Here is a 16,659-nt window from a genome sequence, read left to right as displayed (position 1 = left end):
GGGGCCACATCGCCATCCCCCGCATCGGTCACGAAGTCATCGTAGACTTCCTCGAAGGCGACCCAGACCAACCCATCATCACAGGGCGGACGTATCACAACAATAACAAGAGTCCCTACACCCTGCCAGACCACAAAACCAAGATGGTCATTAGGTCCGATAGTCATAAAGGGGATGGGTTTAATGAGATCTCATTTGAGGATCAGTCTGGTCAGGAGCAGATCTATGTCCATGCCCAAAAAGACCAGGATATTCACGTCGAAAACAACCGCGCCAAGCGTGTCGATGTGAACCAGTCAGAGAGCATCGGCCACAACAAATCCATTGAAGTGGGCAACAGCCACCACGAAGTCATTGGTGGCAATATGACGTTGATGGTTGGCCCCAACAAGCTACAGCAGTTTGTTACCGAGAAGTTCAAATCCGTAGAAAAAGCCCTCGGCAAGAAAATCGGCGGCATTGCCGGAACCCTTGGCAAGTTCGGCCTCAACATGGGCGAAGGCAATCTGGTTATCGCAGTTGGTAAAAACAAAGCTGAGACTGTGATGGTTTCTTCGTCTGAAGTCATCGGCGGAGCGAAAACCACGGCAGTTGGTGGTGGTTATCAGTTGTCCGTTGGGGGCATTGAGAACAAATCAGTACTCATGGGAGCCTACGAAGAGGTTGGTCAGAACAAGACGATTGTTGTCGGCAAAACCTTCGAGATTGTCTGCGGCAAATCCAAAATCGTCATGGAGGAAGCGGGCAACATAAAAATCGAAGGCGTTAACATCAGCATCAATGGTTCTTCGCAGATCGTCCAGAAGGGCGGCAAAATCAAGCTGAACTAAGGGGCGTCAGATGCGCAGATATGATGATGGTGAATTTGTTGCCAAAGAACCGACACGTCGCAAGTTGCGAGATCAGTATCGGAGCAAGTTTTTTGCAGACGCTGGTGGGAAACCTCTGAAAGATCCCTTCGATTACGACCCTGATCCTAAAGCCCAACATGGGATCGTGTTGGGCCTCATTGATAAGGCCATGGATCTCCAGGAAGGTGATAAAAGTGCTCTTGTCGCGATGAAGTCCGATATGGTGAGTTCATTACTGAGCGTCCCTGTTGTTGGTGCAAGCAAGGTCGCACGCCCCGTCCTGGATGCAACAATTACACCAGCTATTGGCACAAGTCATTTTCTAAACCTCTTTGGAGGGAAGAGTAATGACTGACGCTGATTTCCACCTTCCAGACACGCAGCCAGGTGGCATGCATGTTGACGGTCAATCCTGTATCGGTCACGCGGCGGATCGTGCCAAAGAATACGCAGCCACAATTCACTTTATCGGCCTACTTGCTTGTCTTACTGGCACACCTGAAGAGCAGGAAGAGGCGCGTGCGCTTGTCAGACAGGCCATTGAAGAATTTGGACTACCGACAAATTTAAGCTCAGCGCGAGATGCGGAAGTAGATACTCGCAGAGCCTATGAGCGAGCCCGCGCAGAACACGGGCTTGCAACAGCATTGGGTGACACAGCGCGTGCGCGTGCAGCAAAGCTGGCTGAAGAGAAGGCTTATGCCACTTACCGGCAAGCCTATGACCACCGTACAGCTGTCATGCATGGAAGCTTCAACGCTTTTTTTGAAAACCTTTGGACATCGTTCAAGACGATTTATCAAGATGCGATTACTGCCATTGATAACGGCACCTGGAAGGTTGCTCTATGCAAGGCAGCTGTCGATGCTGGATATGCCGTCACTGAAGAAGGCATTGCGCTGGCCCTTGTGGGGTTAGGGCTGGGAGTTGCGGCTTTGACGCTCAAATTCGTCGGGCGCGTCGCAAAACCTGGATCAAACCTTGTTAAGGTCTTTGTTCGCAGTGAACGGAACTTTCTGAAACAAGACAGTTTTGATCCTTCGAAACCAGCGGTTGTTGAGAAAAGTGTTGGTGACATCGACACGTCCACTGACCTTTCAGATGCAGAGAAAAAACTCTTAGGGTCAGATAATCAGGGCACGACCGCGCCGGACCGTGACAAAGGTGCTGCCGAAGCGAAGGGTGGTGGGGAACAGCAATCAAACGATAATGATGCAGAAGACAAGAAAAACAAAAAGTCGCGCTCAATAGAGGAGCTTCTGCCAGATGGTAAGGTACCGACACTTACAAAAGGATTCGAAAAGTGGTTTGATGAATTAAGTCCAGATGAGTTAGATAAGTTATGGGCTATTCCCAAGCATCACAGAGCGATTAAACGGCAAATGCTAAACGGGGGGGAGAAGCATGAATGGTTAAAGCGCTCTCAGTTGCCAAAACTAAAACGGCTTGGTTTTAGTGCTGCGGAAGTTATGGATTGGACTTCTCCAACTAAACTCACTGAGGGGCCAGATCCAACTCGCCAACCCGGCGAGCGTTGGCGTCACAGTAAAGAGGGAGGAGGGCGTGGCTCTGGAGTTGGTTCCAAGAAAATGCATGAGTCCCTTGATGAAATAATTGAGACTGCAGAAAGTAGGCAAGAACTTCTGCGACGATTAGGTTATTGGGCAAATTCTTGGCTGGATAATGGAGTTGATAGCTTTCCCGATAAACTCAAAGAGGCGATAACAACAGCAGGTGGCGGATAAAAGGTATAATTAAATGGGAATGCTAGAAGATTGGAAAGAATATCTGAATGGTTCTAGCCATTTTGATGCAGATGATTTTGCTGCACTATTAACAGACACTGCAGACATTGTGTCGCCAGAAGAGGCATTTAAGGCGCTTAAAGACAGTCTTAGACTAATAGAAAAAACAAATAAATTGAGGCTTGATTGCAGTTTTACGGGATTGTACTTCGTGCAAAATGAGGAGAAGAAACTCGATAGGCAAGAGATACATGATCTAGCGTTAAGTTATAGGGATAATATAGCAAATTTCTTACTTGCAAAGAATGAATCTGAATTGGCATCTCAAGTAAATATAAGTAATATTAAGTATGTTGAAGAATATGAAACTTATCATAATTTGCGTGGTGATCGAAGTTTGCCATGGCTAGGTATCAATGATGAGATGTCAAATTATTTTGGAGACTACCTAGATCAAGATGAAAGATTCTACGGAGTAGAAGAGGCGACTTTACATCTTACCATGTCTCCCGAAATTACAAGATATTTGATGCAAGAACTCGTGGGCTTCCCTGTAGACCATACACCTTTCTATAAACTGTGGGTTGGTGGTGGTAATGTTGCCTTCATGGAAGGGGAAATCATTTTATTGAGCCCTACCAGGTAGGTCTAAGTTTGCTGTTTTGAGGTTTAGATGCCAGCTGCCTATAGAAAAGGCGATATTGCCGCGGGTCATGGGTGTTTTCCGCCTACGCCTTCCTCTGCCGGAAGCCCTGATGTGTTTGTAAATGCTATTGCTGTGGTGCGTGTCGGTGACGGCGTTATTCCGCATGGTTGCGGCAATTGTCCACCTCATCCTCGTTCCATGTCCGCAGGATCTGGATCCGTGTTCGTCAATGGCCGTGCAGTGTGTCGAGTGGGCGATGCTGTTGGGTGTGGTGGCTCTGCTTCCGCTGGATCAGGAGACGTTGAAATTGGCGGTTGATCAAGACGCTCCAAAACCGGGAGCATTCGACTTGGGAGAAGGCCTAACTCCAGTGGATGTATGGCAAGGCCTCCATGCCAGCGAACCACTCTGGATTGCCTCTGCAGGCGTTGAGGGGGGCGAAGAAAACCAGAGCCGGATTGACGAGACGGATCTAAGCCTTCTGAAGAGACTGGAGGCATTCCCCGCAAAAAGATGGGCTCAGATGTGTGACGGCATCGGCTGGACACCACTTGGCGCGGCAGCATTGTCCTGGTGCCAGAGTTCAAACGATCAAGTCTTCAAAGTTGCATGGTCAAACGGAGTTAAAGATGAAAAACTCAGTGATAGTCAAAAGCGGGCATTAAAGCTGGCAAAGGCTTACGATTAAGACGATGCTCGTTTCACCTGAGTTTGTATCGTAAGAGTATCCTGATTACCTTTACGTCCTGCTCAAGCGTTGGGATGACGGAAACTAAAAGTTCTGCGTCAACACCACGTCAACCGCTGTACGTAGTTTGAGCTGTACATAACGTCTTTTGATGTCGTATACTTCATTAAAGTTTTATGAGAGTTGCTAAGCAGTATCAGTCGCTTGTGGGCTAAGTTATTGAAAAGTAACTTATAGTAGAACTTACTACATTAGAGGCTCATAACCTGAAGGTCGTAAGTTCAAATCTTACCCCCGCAACCAAAGATACAAACCCGTTATCATCACGATGACGGGTTTTTTGTTGTCTAAATTTTGAAACACGGCAACTCCGGTTACCGCATCCTAGCCTTCATCTTTAAATGACTTGTCGCCATAGATGAAGCGGGGGCCGCGGCCGTAGCTGGAGGCGGCGTCTCCGGCGTTGTAGAGCTCGCATTTGTCCAGAGACAGGCAGCCGCATCCCATACAGCCTTCCAACTGCGCTCTCAGGTTCTCCATGCGTGCAATGCGCTCATTCAGATGTATCTTGAACTGCTGACTCAAGCGTTGCCAGTCGGCTTTGTTTGGAGCACGGCCTGGCGGAAGTGTGCCAAGCTGGGCTGAAATTTCCTTGATGGTGAAGCCAAACTCCTGCGCGACTAATGCAAAGGATAAACGACGGATGTCGGCCCGCATAAAACGGCGCTGACCACCAGAGTTGCGACTGGCGGTAACAATCCCTTTGGTCTCATAGAAACGAATGGCGGAAGTGGTGAGGCCGGTGCGGTCGGCTAACTCACCGATTGTCATGACATCTGAGTGCTGCATAAAATTCTCAAAAATAGTGTTTGACTTAAACTTAACTTGAACTCCTAAACAGGGTGTCATCAGAAGTCAAAAGAAAGGCTATTGCGATGACAAAGAGTTTTTTAGAGCACGTAAACATTACCGTTTCTGACCCAATTGCAACTGCAAGCCGTCTTTCAGATTGGTTTGACTGGCATGTTCGTTGGCAGGGTGCTGCGCGTGCCGGGGGAACTACGGTTCATGTTGGAACGGATGATAGCTATATTGCTGTTTACTCCTTTGGAAACACCAATGCCACGAAAGAAGACACGTACGCCACTCATGGCAGTCTGAACCATGTAGGTGTGGTTGTTGGCGACCTGGATGCCGTTGAGAAGAAAGTTTTGGCGGGTGGGTACAAGACCCGTAATCCTGGTGATTATGAGCCTGGCCGTCGGTTTTACTTTGACGATGATGATGGCATTGAATTTGAGGTGGTCAGCTACGCATAACTGCTCGAACCCCGGTGCAAGAAGACCAAAGCTTCCATGAATGCTTTGGTCTTTCTTTATTTTACCAGTGCTCCAATCCCAGTAGCTTCTTACCAAGTTCCGTCAGGTCGGCTGTCTTGGCATTCTTCTTTTCCCAGTCTCTTGGATCGCCAGGGAAAGATGCTCTTTGAGGTGGTTCCAGATCGCGCCATTGGTGGATGCGGTCCTGCCGGAGGTCTTCATTGGACTGCTCAGACGGGAACATGGAGACATATTGAGCGATGCGCACTTTGTCTTCTGAGTTATTCGGGCGGATGCCATGGGCGAGGAGGGCGTTGAAGATCATCAAATCGCCCGGCTCCATTTCAATGTTTTCGATCTCAAAACCAGAGTAGTCAGGGTGTTTTGGATCACGGTTTTCTGGTTGAGTTTTGACCCAGTCCTCGAACTCTTCAAAGAGCTTTGGAATGCATTGGAAGCCGCCGGTTTCTTCATCTTGTTTGACCAATGAGAGAACGCCCTGAACGCTGATTGGTTGAGGGTGCAGGGATGTGTCTACGTCCCAATGGATGAAGCCGGGTTTACCGTCGCGGTTTTTCCTGGGTGGGTTGAGGTTTGCGCGGTCAATGCTGACCCAGAGGTCCTCTCGGTCCCAGATGTCTACGAAAGCATCGTAGACGCGTTGTTGCATGCGGTTATCCCACAGGTACTGGTGATTATAGATTTCCAGCATACCCGCGTTGTTCAGTTCTTGCATTTTGTGAGCGCGGCGTTGTGGGGTGTACCAAGTTGACGGATCATTGGGGTCTTTCTCATCGAACTCCCATAGTAGATCAACCAGTCTCTTTACATTTTCCTGCGGAACGGCCTGACGCACAATGACGTAGCCGCGGGTGATCCAGTGTTGCCAGTCTTCTTCTGACAAGACCCGAAGTGGCAGGGTCTTCTTGATGTCTTTTAGCTGGGTGTCGGTTGCGGTCGAGCCCCAGTGATTGTCTGCAAGCAGTTCAGCGTCCATTTGGTCCTCCCAGATCCTTCAATGAACTTGTAAGTTTAGCCACTCCGACAAGTGAGAGTTGTTCTAAACTAGCAGATACTGATACTATTCTGGCGTCTTGTTGGTTCAGAGGGTGAAATGCGATCATATCTGGAGAAGGTGCCGGAGTCTGAAGACGGTTCATTCAAGGTAATGAACCGTCGCCTTCATGAGGGCATTCCATTCTCCTGGCATCACCATCCTGAGTATGAGTTGACCCTGACATTGAACTCCGAAGGGCAGCGGTATGTGGGCGATCATGTGGGAGAGTATGGTCATGGGGACCTCGTTCTGCTTGGGCCTAACCTCCCGCATACATGGGCTTCGCAGGGCCGACCTGATGAGGGTAAGCCCCATGTTGCATTGGTTATCTGGTTTGAGCCGGAGTGGATTGAGCGGATTACCAGCGAAATGTCTGAGCTGGCCGGAGTGAAGAAGCTGTTTCGGCGGGCGTTGGCAGGGCTTAGCTTTAGTGATGCGGCGCGGCGGCGCGTGGTGCCCAGGATCAAGAATTTCTTTGAGGAAGATCCACTGGAGCGCTTGTTTATCATCCTCAGGGTTTTAGCTGATCTCTCAGAGGATGAATATGCCATGCAGCTGGCACATGATCCTGTGGTGCTCTCCAGTGCAGATGGTGGCAATGAACGCGTCGACAGGGTGTTGACGCTTATCCACTCCGAGTATGCGCGTGTATTGTCGCTGGAAGAGTTAGCCGAGACTGCTGCGCTGAGTGTTTCCGGAGTACATCGGTTGTTTCAGCGCCATACGGGGCAGACGATCTCGGAGTATCTGAAACGCATTCGGATTGGTGATGCGTGTGCGCAGCTTTCTGGTGGCGATGCACCGGTCTCAATGATTGCCCATAATGTGGGGTACTCGGCACTGGCCAACTTCAACAGGCAGTTTCGCGCGGTGAAAGGTATGACCCCGCGCGAATACCGTACCAGATTCAGAGGGTAGCTGCGCCGTTACATCACCGCACCGATCTGCCATGGGACGAACTCATAGTCGCCTAGCCCCTGGGCTTCTGATTTGCTGTGTTCGCCTGAGGCCACCTTGATCATCAGCTCGAAAAGCTCTGTGCCGACTTCTTCGATGGATCTGCCATCGGAGATGATGGAGCCTGCGTTGAAGTCCATGTCCTCTGGCATATGCTCAAAGAGTGGTGTGTTGCTAGCGACTTTGATTGTGGGTGATGGTTTGCTGCCGAATGCGGAGCCGCGACCCGTGGTGAAGACGATCAGGTTGCAGCCGCTGGCGATCTGGCCTGTAACAGAGGCTGGGTCGTAGCCGGGGCTGTCCATGAAGACGAAGCCTTTGGTTTCGATTGGTTCGCCGTATTTGTAAGCACCTTCTAGTGCTGTGGTGCCACCTTTGGCGACGGCGCCGAGCGACTTTTCGAGGATAGTTGTCAGGCCGCCGCGTTTGTTGCCTGGTGAGGGATTGTTGTCCATGGTGCCGTTGTTGCGGGCGGTGTAGTCCTCCCACCAGCGGACGCGTTCCACCAGTTTCTCAGCGATCTTCTGGTTGGCGGCGCGGCTGGTGAGCAGGTGTTCAGCACCGTAGATCTCGGAGGTTTCCGAAAGGACCGAGGTGCCGCCGTATTTGACAAGCAGGTCTGTGGCGTAGCCGAGGGCAGGGTTGGCGGTGACCCCGGACCAGCCATCTGATCCGCCACATTGCAAGCCGACCATGAGTTTGGAGAGTGGTGCCGGTTGACGGGAGGCCTTGTTGACCTCCGGCAGCATGGCTTTGACTTTTTCAATGCCTGCTTCGATGGTTTTGCGCAGGCCGCCCATGCCCTGAATGTTCATGAACTGGAAGACTGGTGATTGCTTGAGGCCGTAGGCGTCCAGCAGGAAGTCGATCTGGTTGACTTCGCAACCTAAGCCGACCAGCAGAACACCGCCCACATTTGGGTTTTTGGCGTAGCCCCAGAGGACGCGTTGCAAGTTGGCGAAGCCTTCGTTGTCGCCTGCCATGCCGCAGCCTGTGCCGTGGGCGAAGGAGGCAACCCCGTCTACGTTCTCAAACTGCAACAGGTCTTCGTCGCTAAAGGCATCTGCGATGCGGTGGGCTGCGGTGGCGGAGCAGTTTACGCTGGTGAGCACGGCGATGTAGTTGCGGGTGCCGACGCTGCCATCTTCGCGGTGATAGCCGAGGAAAGTGCGTTCTTCCGGGTGCTCAGCGTATTGTGTTGGTTTGAAGTCCTTGCAGAAGCTGTGGTGCACGCCGGGGTCAGAGAACTCCATGTTGTGCGAGTGCACATGAGCGCCTGCCTGAATATCCGTTGTTGCGAAACCGATGGTCTGGCCGAATTTAATCAAGGCTTGTCCCTGCTTGATGTCATGTTCGGCGATCTTGTGGCCTGCGGAGATGTTGTCGAGGACCTGAAGGTTGCCTGCGTTATCACCCGGCTGCAAGGCTCTTGTGGCGATGATGACGTTGTCCGCTGGCTGAAGTTTGACGCTGGCTGGAATGGGTGCCGACATTTCAGAGAGTTTCCATTGTTTTGGTGAGATAGAATTTTGCAGCGGTGCCACCAAAGATGGCCTCCCAGTCTGCCTGTGGCAGATCAGCTGTGAGCTGCTCCACCATATCCACCCAGTTTTGATAGGTATTCGCGAGGAGAAGGACGGGCCAATCGCTGCCGAACATGACGCGCTCCGGTCCAAAGCATTTCAGAATGTGAAAGGCGTAGGGGGCGATGTCTTCGATCTCTGCGTTTTCGGAGGCCTCAGTGAGAAGACCTGAAAGTTTGCAACAGACATTGGAAGTGCGTGCGATGTCGCCGACGTGTTGGGACCACGTCTCGATGGCCTTGTTGCGGATATCCGGTTTTGCGCCATGGTCGATGACGGCGCGCAGGTCCGGATAGCGGCTGAGGAAGGTTTTAAGATGGGACAGGTGCCGGGGCTGGACCAGCAGGTCGAGTGTCAGGTTGTTGTCGATGAGAGCCTGAATGGCAGGGCGCAGGTTGTCCTGCAGCATCCACTCATCGTCTTCAATGTCCTGTATCATCGGACGAATGCCGACGAGTTTTGGGTTTTGGGAGAGTTCTTTGATGGTGTCTGGTGCGTTCGCTGCTTCCATGTCTACCCAGCCGACAACGCCGAGGATCCAGTCGTGTTCTGCAGCCAGTTCCAGCATGAAGAGGGTTTCTTCAACTGTGTCTGCTGCCTGCACGAGGATGGTTCCGTCCATCTTGGCTTGGGTGAGCAGGGGTTGGATGTCGCTGATGAGGAAGTCGCGGTACAGCACGTTCAGGTCTGGTGTCAGCCAGCTGTAGTCGCCGCGGGAAAGCTTCCAGAAATGGTGGTGGGCATCGATCCTAAGCATGCTTCACCTCTTGTTCGAAGAAGAGATTGCCAGAAGGGACGGGAGCTTCTGCGGGAAGGAGCTCTCGTTCTTTTAGTCGTGACCAGAAGGCAACGGGAATGTCGGCAGCGATCCATTTGAGGATGTCTTCCAACTCACTGCGATTGCGCATTCCGGGAATGACGCTGGCGATTGCGGGGTGTGCGAGTGGGAAGTGCAGTGCTGCTGCGGCCAAATCAACCGAGAACTCCTGACAGCATTCCTTCAGGGCCGTCACATGGGCCAGAATTTCAGGCGGTGCGCTTCCGTAGTTCCAGGTGCTGCCGCCAACAAGGATGCCTGAGTTGAAGGGGCCGCCAAGAATGATGGAGGTTTGTGCCTCTATGCAAGCAGGAAGCAAATCCTTGAGAGGGGCTTGTTCCAGCAGGGTGTAACGGCCTGCGAGGAGGAAGGCATCCCAGTGAGCTTGCTTCATCAACTCCATGCAAATGGCTGTTTCATTCACGCCGAGGCCTATGGCCGAGATTGCACCGGAGGACTTAAGCTCCTGCAGGGCTCTGATGCCGCCTTGCAGGTCTTTCATGTGGCGCAGGTTTTCTTCCGGACCGTGGGTGGCTGTGCCGATATCATGCACCAACAGGATGTCGAGGCGGTCAAGACCGGTGCGGTGCAGGCTGGCCTCATAGGAGCGCATGATACCGTCATACGAGTAATCATAGACCGGATGGAAGGGCAGCGGATCAGGCCAGCCGAACTGGGCTGGATTATCTGCCATACCCGGTTTCAGCAAACGGCCAACCTTGGTGGAGATGATGTAGTCGTACTTGCGGACTGCATCTCCAATGACACGCTCTGAACGGCCAAAACCATAGTAAGGGGCGGTATCGATGTAAGTGAGACCAACCTCTTTGGCGCGATCCAATGTGCTCATAGACTCTTTACGAGGGGCTGTTGCAAACAGCCCACCAAATGCTGCGCCGCCGATCCCCAATGTCGGCAACTGCAGATTTGTTCCCCCTAATTGTCGATGAGCCAGCTTCCCTCCCAAGCCCATAGCAATTTCCTTATGTTGGCACTGTGCCGTAAATGCTGGTGATGTCCTTCGCTACCTGAGCGTAGGCTTTCTGAACGTCTTCAATTCCCGGCGCTTTAAAGTCGTCGATGCGCTCCATGAATGGACAGCTGAGGGCTGCCACTGCCTTTCCGTCTGGTCCCAGAATAGGGAATGCCAGATTGGTGACGCCGACCGTGCTGGCGGACGGCATGCGCACGAAACCTTGCTCCTGTACTTCATCCAGAATGGCACGGAATGCATCGAGGCTCATCTCCGGTTCTCCGAGTGCGCGCTCATGCTGGTTGTACATGAGCTCGCGGATCTCCGGCTTCTGGAAGGCAGCGATTGCCCGTCCGGTGCCTGTGTTCCAGAGGCCGATGACCGAGCCGGTTTTGAGTACGAAGCTCCAGTTGCCAGGCGCTTCCACGCTGGCGACCACGACGATCTCTCCCTGATGCTCCATGCCGATGTGGCTGGACTGGTGAACGTCCTTGGCCGTTTTGCGCATCATGGGCACCGCCGCTTCCAACAGTCGTGTGACAGGTGGGTGGCGATGCGACATGGAATACATTTTCAGGCTGAGCTGAAAGCGGTCGCCTTCTATTGAGCGAGATACATACTCGCGGCGCACCAGTGTGGTGAGCATGCGGTAGATCTCATTGGGGGACCGGTCGAGTGCTTTTGCGATCTCTGCCTGAGACAGGCCGGATGCGTACTGGGACAGCAGTTCCAGAATATCCAGTCCCTTCTCCAAAGCGGGAGCGCGGTATTTTTCAGCTTTGTCTTGCGATGTTTGTATGTCTGCCATGATCAGCTCTGTTTGATGTGAGCATATTTTTTGACGTAAAATTCGACCTTGTCAATTTCTAATTTACATTTGAAAGAAGTTTTTATATTTAAGTTACGACACTATCTGATTTGGTGAACTGACGGATTTCTGCGGTCTTTGGGAGAAGACCAAAGCACCACCTGCCTTTTGTTTTGACGATAAGCAGTGCTTCCTTTCTAATAATCCGAGTTTCTAGTTGGTTTGGCCGAGCCTATATTTTTAAGAGATTCAGTCCGGGGGAGGACACATGGGACGATTGACTGGCAAGACAGCTCTTATCACCGCTGCGGGGCAGGGAATTGGCCGCTCTACGGTGGAAGCCTATGCTGCAGAGGGGGCCAAGGTATTTGCAACTGACATCAACGAGGCTGCACTTGCTGAGCTGAGTGCGATTGAGGGTGTGACAGGCCTGAAGCTGGATGTGACCAATGCCGACGAGGTGCAAGACACCCTGAAGACGGTAGGGCCACTGGACATTCTGTTCAACTGCGCTGGCTTTGTGCATAGCGGCACGATTCTGGACTGTGATGAAGATGCCTGGGACTTCTCTTTCAATCTGAATGTGAAAGCCATGTACCGTCTTTGCCGTGCGGCGATTCCTGCCATGTTGGAGAATGGTGGTGGTTCCATCATCAACATGTCTTCAGTGGCATCGTCTCTGAAAGGTGTTCCGAACCGGTTCGTTTATTGCTCCTCCAAAGCGGCCGTGATTGGCTTGACCAAGGCAATTGCCGCGGACTTCGTGACCAAAGGTATTCGCTGTAATGCGATTTGTCCGGGTACAGTCGATAGTCCATCGCTGCATGATCGATTGAAGGCAACGGGCAATTACGAACAGGCGATGAAAGATTTTATTGCGCGTCAACCTATGGGACGTATTGGCAAGCCAGAAGAGATTGCTGCACTGGCTGTGTACCTTGGTAGTGATGATAGCGCGTTTACAACAGGGCAGACGCACGCCATTGATGGCGGTTGGTCAGTTTAATAAAGAGGGTAGGACATGAAGCTCCTTAGATTTGGTGAGGCGAACGCCGAGAAACCGGGTATTCTGGATGCGGATGGCAACATTCGTGATCTTTCTGGTGTTGTGGGAGATATTGCCGGTGACACGCTGGGTGCTGAGGGCCTTGCGAAGATTGCGGCTCTTGATCTGACCAGCTTGCCTTTGGTGGAAGGAAATCCACGCATTGGTGCTTGTGTTGGCAATGTGGGCAAGTTCATCTGTATTGGCCTTAACTATTCCGACCATGCTGCTGAAGCGGGTATGGAAGTGCCAAAAGAGCCTGTAACCTTTTTCAAAGCGACCTCAGCTATTTGTGGCCCAAATGATGAAATCGAGATTCCACGCGGGTCTGTGAAGACAGACTGGGAAGTGGAATTGGGCGTGGTGATTGGTAAGCACACCAAGTATGTGAGCGAAAAAGGCGCGCTGGATCATGTGGCCGGATATTGCGTGGTCAATGATCTGTCTGAGCGTGATTTCCAGCTGCATCGCAGTGGCCAGTGGGTGAAGGGTAAGTCTGCTGACACCTTTGGTCCAATTGGTCCGTGGCTTGTGACCCGTGATGAAGTGGAAGACCCGCAGAACCTTTCCATGTACCTGGAAGTAAACGGCCATCGCTATCAGGACGGTTCTACCAAAACCATGGTGTTTGATGTGGCGCAGGTGATCTCGCATCTGTCTCAGTTCATGAGCTTGCAGCCGGGTGATGTGATCTCCACTGGCACGCCTCCGGGCGTTGGTATGGGCCAGAAGCCAGAGACTTATCTGAAGCCGGGCGACAAAATGGAGCTGGGCATTGAAGGTCTCGGCGTTCAAAAACAGGTTACTTACGCTGCTGATTGAGAAGCGTGAGCTTGCTAAGCTCTGATGCCTTCACTAAGCTTTAAAGAACTCTCCGCTGCTGATCGTGGTGGAGAGTTTTTTCACGTTTTGCTTGGGGCTGAGCGGTTGTCTGTTAGCGTAAGCAAGCGTCACCGCAAACACAGCAATCGCAAGGGCATAGGGAAAACAAACGCAGTAAGACAGCAGCCCAAGTCAAAGCAATAGCGAAGCGCCTCGGTATCCCATTCCACGTGAAGAAGCAATCCAATTAAGGAGCACGCCTCCATATCTTAGCTTTAGAAATGCAATGCCTAGATTGATCAGATATTTTGACAAAGAAACGGAAGAAGTAAGCGGGCAGATTGCTTTAGCAAACCCTGACTTAGCTGAACTGCGGTTTATTTTCGACGTTCCCAAGCATGACCCAATGTATGATTGCTGGCGGATTGATGGACGTACAGAGCATCAGCTAAGAAAGTACATTGATCAGGAGATTGTCTTTGACTACTCGAAATACGATTACTTTCTCGAGTATGATACGGATTAATAGCTCAGCGCAATCTGAGGTGAAATGCTGGTCCAAATAACGAGGGAAACTGACTATGACCGCTGATGCGGAACCAATCACATACTGCACTTATGAGAGCCCGGTTGGGGAACTTTTGATTGGTGGAGAAGCCGGTGGGCTAGAGTTTATCCATTTTCCTGAAAGTGCACGCAGGCGGTATGTTGTGGATGGCTGGATTGAGGATGCAACGCCTTATACTGACTTGATTGCGCAGTTGGTGGGGTATTTTGCCGGAGATCTCAAAGAGTTTTCTCTCAATTGGAAGCTGATCGGCACTGAGTTTCAAAAGAGCGTTTGGGAACAGCTTGCAGCGATCCCGTTTGGTGAAACGCGCAGCTATGGCGACGTTGCGAAAGCGCTTGGCAATCCGGGTGCAAGCCGTGCTGTGGGGCTGGCGAACAATGCGAATCCATTGCCGATTGTTATTCCATGCCATCGGGTGATTGGGGCGAATGGTGCTCTGGTTGGTTTTGGCGGCGGACTGGATACGAAGATCTGGCTGCTGGATCATGAGGGTATTCCGCATGGAACCAGTGCCAACAAAGACCAGATGGCATTTTCCTTTTAAATGAAAAGGGCGCCCGATTGAACGCCCTCTTTTCGGCGATACGCTGTAGGTCAGGATGGTGTTGTTTCTGCTTCATCAAACTGGATACGGACGATCCTGTCTGTTCCGGATTCTCCACCCCATGCTTCGCCTTTACGTCCTGCCATCTGGCGAACGTCGGCGTCTGCTTTGTTGCTTGGGAAGCTGCTAAACTCTTCTGTATCCGGGTCAAAGTGGACGATTGCATCAGTATCGAAGTCTGTAAGCCAGACCTTATCGTGCTCATCAACATAGACTGAGTAGGGCAGTGGGTCATTGCTGGGGAGGCGCCATGCGCGCCATGTGTCTGCCTTTGGATCGTACTCACTGACCTGACCGGAGAGCCATTCGCTGACCCAGAGTTTACCTTCTGAGTTGGACCAGACGCGGCGGGCGCCTTGCTCTTTTGTCGGAGGTGTCACGATGCGGGCGCTTCCGTTGGTTCTGTCGATGTTGGCGATGTGGCTGCCAGCGAGGGAGGCGTACCAGATGTCACCTTGCGGGGTGACAGTGATGCCATAAGGGCCGGGGCCTTGAGGGCTTGGCCAGACTTCGATTTCTTGGCTGACGGGATCAACACGGCCATAGACGCCGTTTTGTCCGGTGAACCAGTAGATGCCGTCGTGATCGAAGATGCCTGTGTTGAGGTTTGCGTCTGCGAATTTGGCAGGCAGTGGAATGAGGGTGACGGCGTCTGTCGCCGGATCAACGCGGGCGATGGCGTTTTGTCCGCCTTCGGTGACCCACATAGCGTTATCGGGGCCTAGCACCACGCCGTGTGGGGCTGCATTTTCGCCCAGTGAAACCGGGTGGAGTTCTCCATTGTCAGGATCAAGACGTGTGAGCGTGCCATCTGCCTGTCCGCAATACCAGACCATGCCATCGGAATCGAAGCCAACGTCTCTGGAGCGCGCGCCAGGGCGGGCGTCAAAGTAGGTGACCTTTGCGTTTTTGACAGAGTTTGTTTTTTCGCCTTCAGCGAAAACAGGTCCAGCAACGATGCCCATATAATAGGCGCTGGAAATTGTTAGGGCAGATGCTCTGAGAAACTCTCGTCTGTTCATCCTACCTCTCCCTTGTGCCGTCTCCTTGGTGGAGACAATCGGCTTGCCTTAATGCAAGGGAAAGGCGTGTCTATGGCGAAATACCTACACACCCTCAAGCATTTTGAGTGAGGTTAAGGAACGGTCAGCGAAGCGGAGAAAATTGTTCGGGTCGTCGTGTTCGAGAATGTAAATCTTGGTTCGGCTTTTTTCCTGCAAGGCCGTCAGAATGTGGCCCCATGGAACGGTGCCGAAGCCGACATCTGCCCAGCCATCTTCATCTGTGCCTTCGCCTTCGGGGGCGATATCCTTGATGTGGACGGCTGTGATGCGGGTGCCGTGGGCTTCGATCCAGTCCAGCGGGTCCAGCCCTGCCTTGATGATCCATGCGGCATCGACCTCCCATTCCACGGTGGGAGCTTCTGAGATGATCAGTTCCATAGGAATGGTGCCGTCCGGGAGAGGTTTGAACTCGAAATCGTGGTTGTGCCAGCCGAAGTGGAAGCCTTTATGCTTGAGTGTGTTGGCCATATGCTCCAAACGGTGGGCGAAGACGGTCCATTCCTTCTTCGTTGTCGGTCGTTGCTCGGGTGTGAGGTAGGGGGCGAAGATGGTGTGCATGCCGAGGAGGACTGCGATCTTGATACACTGATCAAGGTTCTCTTCCAGATCCTTGAGATCGAAGTGGCCGGAGGGCATGTCGAGGTCATATTGATCGAGGAGATCCCGCACTGTCTGAGCAGCTTCGAGTGTGGGATAGAGTTCCTCGAAGCCTTCTACCTGTGTGTAGCCGAGGAGGGCTGTTTCCTGAAACACCTCTTTCCAGGGTTGGAAGTTTCGTGCGCTGTAAAGCTGTAGGCAAAAGTCCATGATACAGTTCCCCTCCCAGAGCGACCAAAGCTAGCTGGCCCGGTTTTATTGCTCTGCACGACAATAGAGTTGCATCTACCTGTAGAGCAAGAGGGCTTGCGAAAGAGGGCAAGGAGAGGGGAGCCTCTCCGAAAGCGGTTGTCAGAATCGATGTTTGAGCAAGGTGGTTTCATGAATTGACCACACCCGGTGGAGAACATCTGAATAGGGAATTTAGGTTCGAATTATTTCGCCGCGAAAATATTAGCTAGCTCATTAAATCAGAGTTTGCGTCAACAGCGCAGTCTTTTCAACGTGTTATT

The 16,659-nt window shown here is 52.0% G+C and carries 20 protein-coding genes; 12 read left to right on the top strand and 8 right to left on the bottom strand.

What is annotated here, in order from left to right:
- The 6 genes from PsAD37_RS28495 to PsAD37_RS27320 all read left to right on the top strand — a co-directional run.
- A partial coding sequence (locus PsAD37_RS28495; RefSeq protein WP_342633610.1) for a phage baseplate assembly protein V occupies positions 1–830 on the top strand: 830 nt, incomplete at its 5' end.
- A gap of 10 nt (positions 831–840) precedes the next feature.
- A complete protein-coding gene (locus PsAD37_RS27335) occupies positions 841–1,206 on the top strand; it encodes a hypothetical protein (protein WP_063298762.1) in 366 nt (121 codons plus the stop codon).
- Positions 1,199–2,596 carry a hypothetical protein gene (locus PsAD37_RS27330; RefSeq protein ID WP_063298761.1) on the top strand — a complete coding sequence of 466 codons (1,398 nt, stop codon included), beginning with the start codon at positions 1,199–1,201 and terminating at the stop codon, positions 2,594–2,596. The genes PsAD37_RS27335 and PsAD37_RS27330 overlap by 8 nt, the downstream gene beginning before the upstream one ends.
- A gap of 13 nt (positions 2,597–2,609) precedes the next feature.
- On the top strand, positions 2,610–3,242 hold the full coding sequence (locus tag PsAD37_RS27325) for a hypothetical protein (protein WP_063298760.1): 633 nt from the start codon (positions 2,610–2,612) through the stop codon (positions 3,240–3,242).
- Positions 3,243–3,269: 27 nt separating this feature from the next.
- Complete coding sequence (locus tag PsAD37_RS27960; RefSeq protein ID WP_063288927.1) at positions 3,270–3,560, top strand: PAAR domain-containing protein; 291 nt, start codon at positions 3,270–3,272, stop codon at positions 3,558–3,560.
- Positions 3,550–3,930 (top strand): hypothetical protein, encoded by a 381-nt coding sequence (locus PsAD37_RS27320; RefSeq protein ID WP_084408150.1) that lies wholly within the window; start codon positions 3,550–3,552, stop codon positions 3,928–3,930. Before PsAD37_RS27960 ends, PsAD37_RS27320 begins: the two co-directional genes overlap by 11 nt.
- A gap of 384 nt (positions 3,931–4,314) precedes the next feature.
- Here PsAD37_RS27320 and soxR read toward each other — a convergent pair whose 3' ends face one another.
- On the bottom strand, positions 4,315–4,779 hold the full coding sequence (soxR, locus tag PsAD37_RS27315; RefSeq protein ID WP_063298758.1) for a redox-sensitive transcriptional activator SoxR: 465 nt from the start codon (positions 4,777–4,779) through the stop codon (positions 4,315–4,317).
- An 86-nt stretch (positions 4,780–4,865) separates the two neighbouring features.
- On the opposite strand from soxR, the gene PsAD37_RS27310 reads away from it, so the two are divergent.
- Positions 4,866–5,249, top strand: coding sequence for a VOC family protein (locus tag PsAD37_RS27310; RefSeq protein WP_063298757.1), 384 nt, complete (start codon positions 4,866–4,868; stop codon positions 5,247–5,249).
- Positions 5,250–5,310: 61 nt separating this feature from the next.
- Here PsAD37_RS27310 and PsAD37_RS27305 read toward each other — a convergent pair whose 3' ends face one another.
- Positions 5,311–6,246: a phytanoyl-CoA dioxygenase family protein gene (locus PsAD37_RS27305; protein WP_063298756.1), complete on the bottom strand. Its 936-nt coding sequence runs from the start codon at positions 6,244–6,246 to the stop codon at positions 5,311–5,313.
- A 117-nt stretch (positions 6,247–6,363) separates the two neighbouring features.
- Here PsAD37_RS27305 and PsAD37_RS27300 point away from each other — a divergent pair, with 117 nt between their 5' ends.
- A complete protein-coding gene (locus tag PsAD37_RS27300; protein WP_063298755.1) occupies positions 6,364–7,224 on the top strand; it encodes an AraC family transcriptional regulator in 861 nt (286 codons plus the stop codon).
- Between the two features lie 8 nt (positions 7,225–7,232).
- On the opposite strand, the gene PsAD37_RS27295 is transcribed toward PsAD37_RS27300, so the two are convergent.
- From PsAD37_RS27295 to PsAD37_RS27280, 4 genes are read right to left on the bottom strand one after another with little or no spacing between them, the layout of a single operon-like run.
- The gene (locus PsAD37_RS27295; protein ID WP_063298754.1) at positions 7,233–8,756 is read right to left on the bottom strand and encodes a UxaA family hydrolase; all 1,524 of its coding nucleotides are present in this window, start codon (positions 8,754–8,756) and stop codon (positions 7,233–7,235) included.
- 1 nt (position 8,757) lies between these two features.
- A complete protein-coding gene (locus PsAD37_RS27290) occupies positions 8,758–9,603 on the bottom strand; it encodes an amidohydrolase (RefSeq protein ID WP_063298753.1) in 846 nt (281 codons plus the stop codon).
- The gene (locus tag PsAD37_RS27285) at positions 9,596–10,636 is read right to left on the bottom strand and encodes an aldo/keto reductase (protein WP_063298752.1); all 1,041 of its coding nucleotides are present in this window, start codon (positions 10,634–10,636) and stop codon (positions 9,596–9,598) included. Before PsAD37_RS27285 ends, PsAD37_RS27290 begins: the two co-directional genes overlap by 8 nt.
- A gap of 10 nt (positions 10,637–10,646) precedes the next feature.
- Positions 10,647–11,444 (bottom strand): IclR family transcriptional regulator, encoded by a 798-nt coding sequence (locus tag PsAD37_RS27280; protein ID WP_063298751.1) that lies wholly within the window; start codon positions 11,442–11,444, stop codon positions 10,647–10,649.
- 268 nt (positions 11,445–11,712) lie between these two features.
- Here PsAD37_RS27280 and PsAD37_RS27275 point away from each other — a divergent pair, with 268 nt between their 5' ends.
- The 4 genes from PsAD37_RS27275 to PsAD37_RS27260 all read left to right on the top strand — a co-directional run bounded on the left by PsAD37_RS27275 (position 11,713) and on the right by PsAD37_RS27260 (position 14,426).
- Positions 11,713–12,450, top strand: a complete 738-nt coding sequence (locus tag PsAD37_RS27275; protein WP_063298750.1) for an SDR family oxidoreductase — start codon at positions 11,713–11,715, stop codon at positions 12,448–12,450.
- 15 nt (positions 12,451–12,465) lie between these two features.
- Positions 12,466–13,311, top strand: a complete 846-nt coding sequence (locus tag PsAD37_RS27270; RefSeq protein WP_063298749.1) for a fumarylacetoacetate hydrolase family protein — start codon at positions 12,466–12,468, stop codon at positions 13,309–13,311.
- A gap of 286 nt (positions 13,312–13,597) precedes the next feature.
- Positions 13,598–13,837, top strand: a complete 240-nt coding sequence (locus tag PsAD37_RS27265; protein ID WP_063298748.1) for a hypothetical protein — start codon at positions 13,598–13,600, stop codon at positions 13,835–13,837.
- A gap of 55 nt (positions 13,838–13,892) precedes the next feature.
- A complete protein-coding gene (locus tag PsAD37_RS27260; protein ID WP_063298747.1) occupies positions 13,893–14,426 on the top strand; it encodes a methylated-DNA--[protein]-cysteine S-methyltransferase in 534 nt (177 codons plus the stop codon).
- A 50-nt stretch (positions 14,427–14,476) separates the two neighbouring features.
- Here PsAD37_RS27260 and PsAD37_RS27255 read toward each other — a convergent pair whose 3' ends face one another.
- Both PsAD37_RS27255 and PsAD37_RS27250 read right to left on the bottom strand, forming a co-directional pair.
- Positions 14,477–15,508: a hypothetical protein gene (locus tag PsAD37_RS27255; RefSeq protein WP_063298746.1), complete on the bottom strand. Its 1,032-nt coding sequence runs from the start codon at positions 15,506–15,508 to the stop codon at positions 14,477–14,479.
- Between the two features lie 84 nt (positions 15,509–15,592).
- On the bottom strand, positions 15,593–16,357 hold the full coding sequence (locus PsAD37_RS27250) for a sugar phosphate isomerase/epimerase (protein WP_063298745.1): 765 nt from the start codon (positions 16,355–16,357) through the stop codon (positions 15,593–15,595).
- Positions 16,358–16,659: the final 302 nt, after the last annotated feature.

The organism is Pseudovibrio sp. Ad37, from assembly GCF_001623075.1.
Lineage (GTDB): Bacteria > Pseudomonadota > Alphaproteobacteria > Rhizobiales > Stappiaceae > Pseudovibrio.
This window is presented reverse-complemented; position numbering and strand designations above follow the sequence as displayed.

Bases quoted from the DNA above. Each gene is read 5' to 3' on its own strand.
- PsAD37_RS27335 (WP_063298762.1), top strand. From the start codon at position 841: ATGCGCAGATATGATGATGGTGAATTTGTTGCCAAAGAACCGACACGT.
- PsAD37_RS27330 (WP_063298761.1), top strand. From the start codon at position 1,199: ATGACTGACGCTGATTTCCACCTTCCAGACACGCAGCCAGGTGGCATG.
- PsAD37_RS27325 (WP_063298760.1), top strand. From the start codon at position 2,610: ATGGGAATGCTAGAAGATTGGAAAGAATATCTGAATGGTTCTAGCCAT.
- PsAD37_RS27960 (WP_063288927.1), top strand. From the start codon at position 3,270: ATGCCAGCTGCCTATAGAAAAGGCGATATTGCCGCGGGTCATGGGTGT.
- soxR (WP_063298758.1), bottom strand. From the start codon at position 4,779: ATGCAGCACTCAGATGTCATGACAATCGGTGAGTTAGCCGACCGCACC.
- PsAD37_RS27310 (WP_063298757.1), top strand. From the start codon at position 4,866: ATGACAAAGAGTTTTTTAGAGCACGTAAACATTACCGTTTCTGACCCA.
- PsAD37_RS27305 (WP_063298756.1), bottom strand. From the start codon at position 6,246: ATGGACGCTGAACTGCTTGCAGACAATCACTGGGGCTCGACCGCAACC.
- PsAD37_RS27300 (WP_063298755.1), top strand. From the start codon at position 6,364: ATGCGATCATATCTGGAGAAGGTGCCGGAGTCTGAAGACGGTTCATTC.
- PsAD37_RS27295 (WP_063298754.1), bottom strand. From the start codon at position 8,756: ATGTCGGCACCCATTCCAGCCAGCGTCAAACTTCAGCCAGCGGACAAC.
- PsAD37_RS27290 (WP_063298753.1), bottom strand. From the start codon at position 9,603: ATGCTTAGGATCGATGCCCACCACCATTTCTGGAAGCTTTCCCGCGGC.
- PsAD37_RS27285 (WP_063298752.1), bottom strand. From the start codon at position 10,636: ATGGGCTTGGGAGGGAAGCTGGCTCATCGACAATTAGGGGGAACAAAT.
- PsAD37_RS27280 (WP_063298751.1), bottom strand. From the start codon at position 11,444: ATGGCAGACATACAAACATCGCAAGACAAAGCTGAAAAATACCGCGCT.
- PsAD37_RS27275 (WP_063298750.1), top strand. From the start codon at position 11,713: ATGGGACGATTGACTGGCAAGACAGCTCTTATCACCGCTGCGGGGCAG.
- PsAD37_RS27270 (WP_063298749.1), top strand. From the start codon at position 12,466: ATGAAGCTCCTTAGATTTGGTGAGGCGAACGCCGAGAAACCGGGTATT.
- PsAD37_RS27265 (WP_063298748.1), top strand. From the start codon at position 13,598: ATGCCTAGATTGATCAGATATTTTGACAAAGAAACGGAAGAAGTAAGC.
- PsAD37_RS27260 (WP_063298747.1), top strand. From the start codon at position 13,893: ATGACCGCTGATGCGGAACCAATCACATACTGCACTTATGAGAGCCCG.
- PsAD37_RS27255 (WP_063298746.1), bottom strand. From the start codon at position 15,508: ATGAACAGACGAGAGTTTCTCAGAGCATCTGCCCTAACAATTTCCAGC.
- PsAD37_RS27250 (WP_063298745.1), bottom strand. From the start codon at position 16,357: ATGGACTTTTGCCTACAGCTTTACAGCGCACGAAACTTCCAACCCTGG.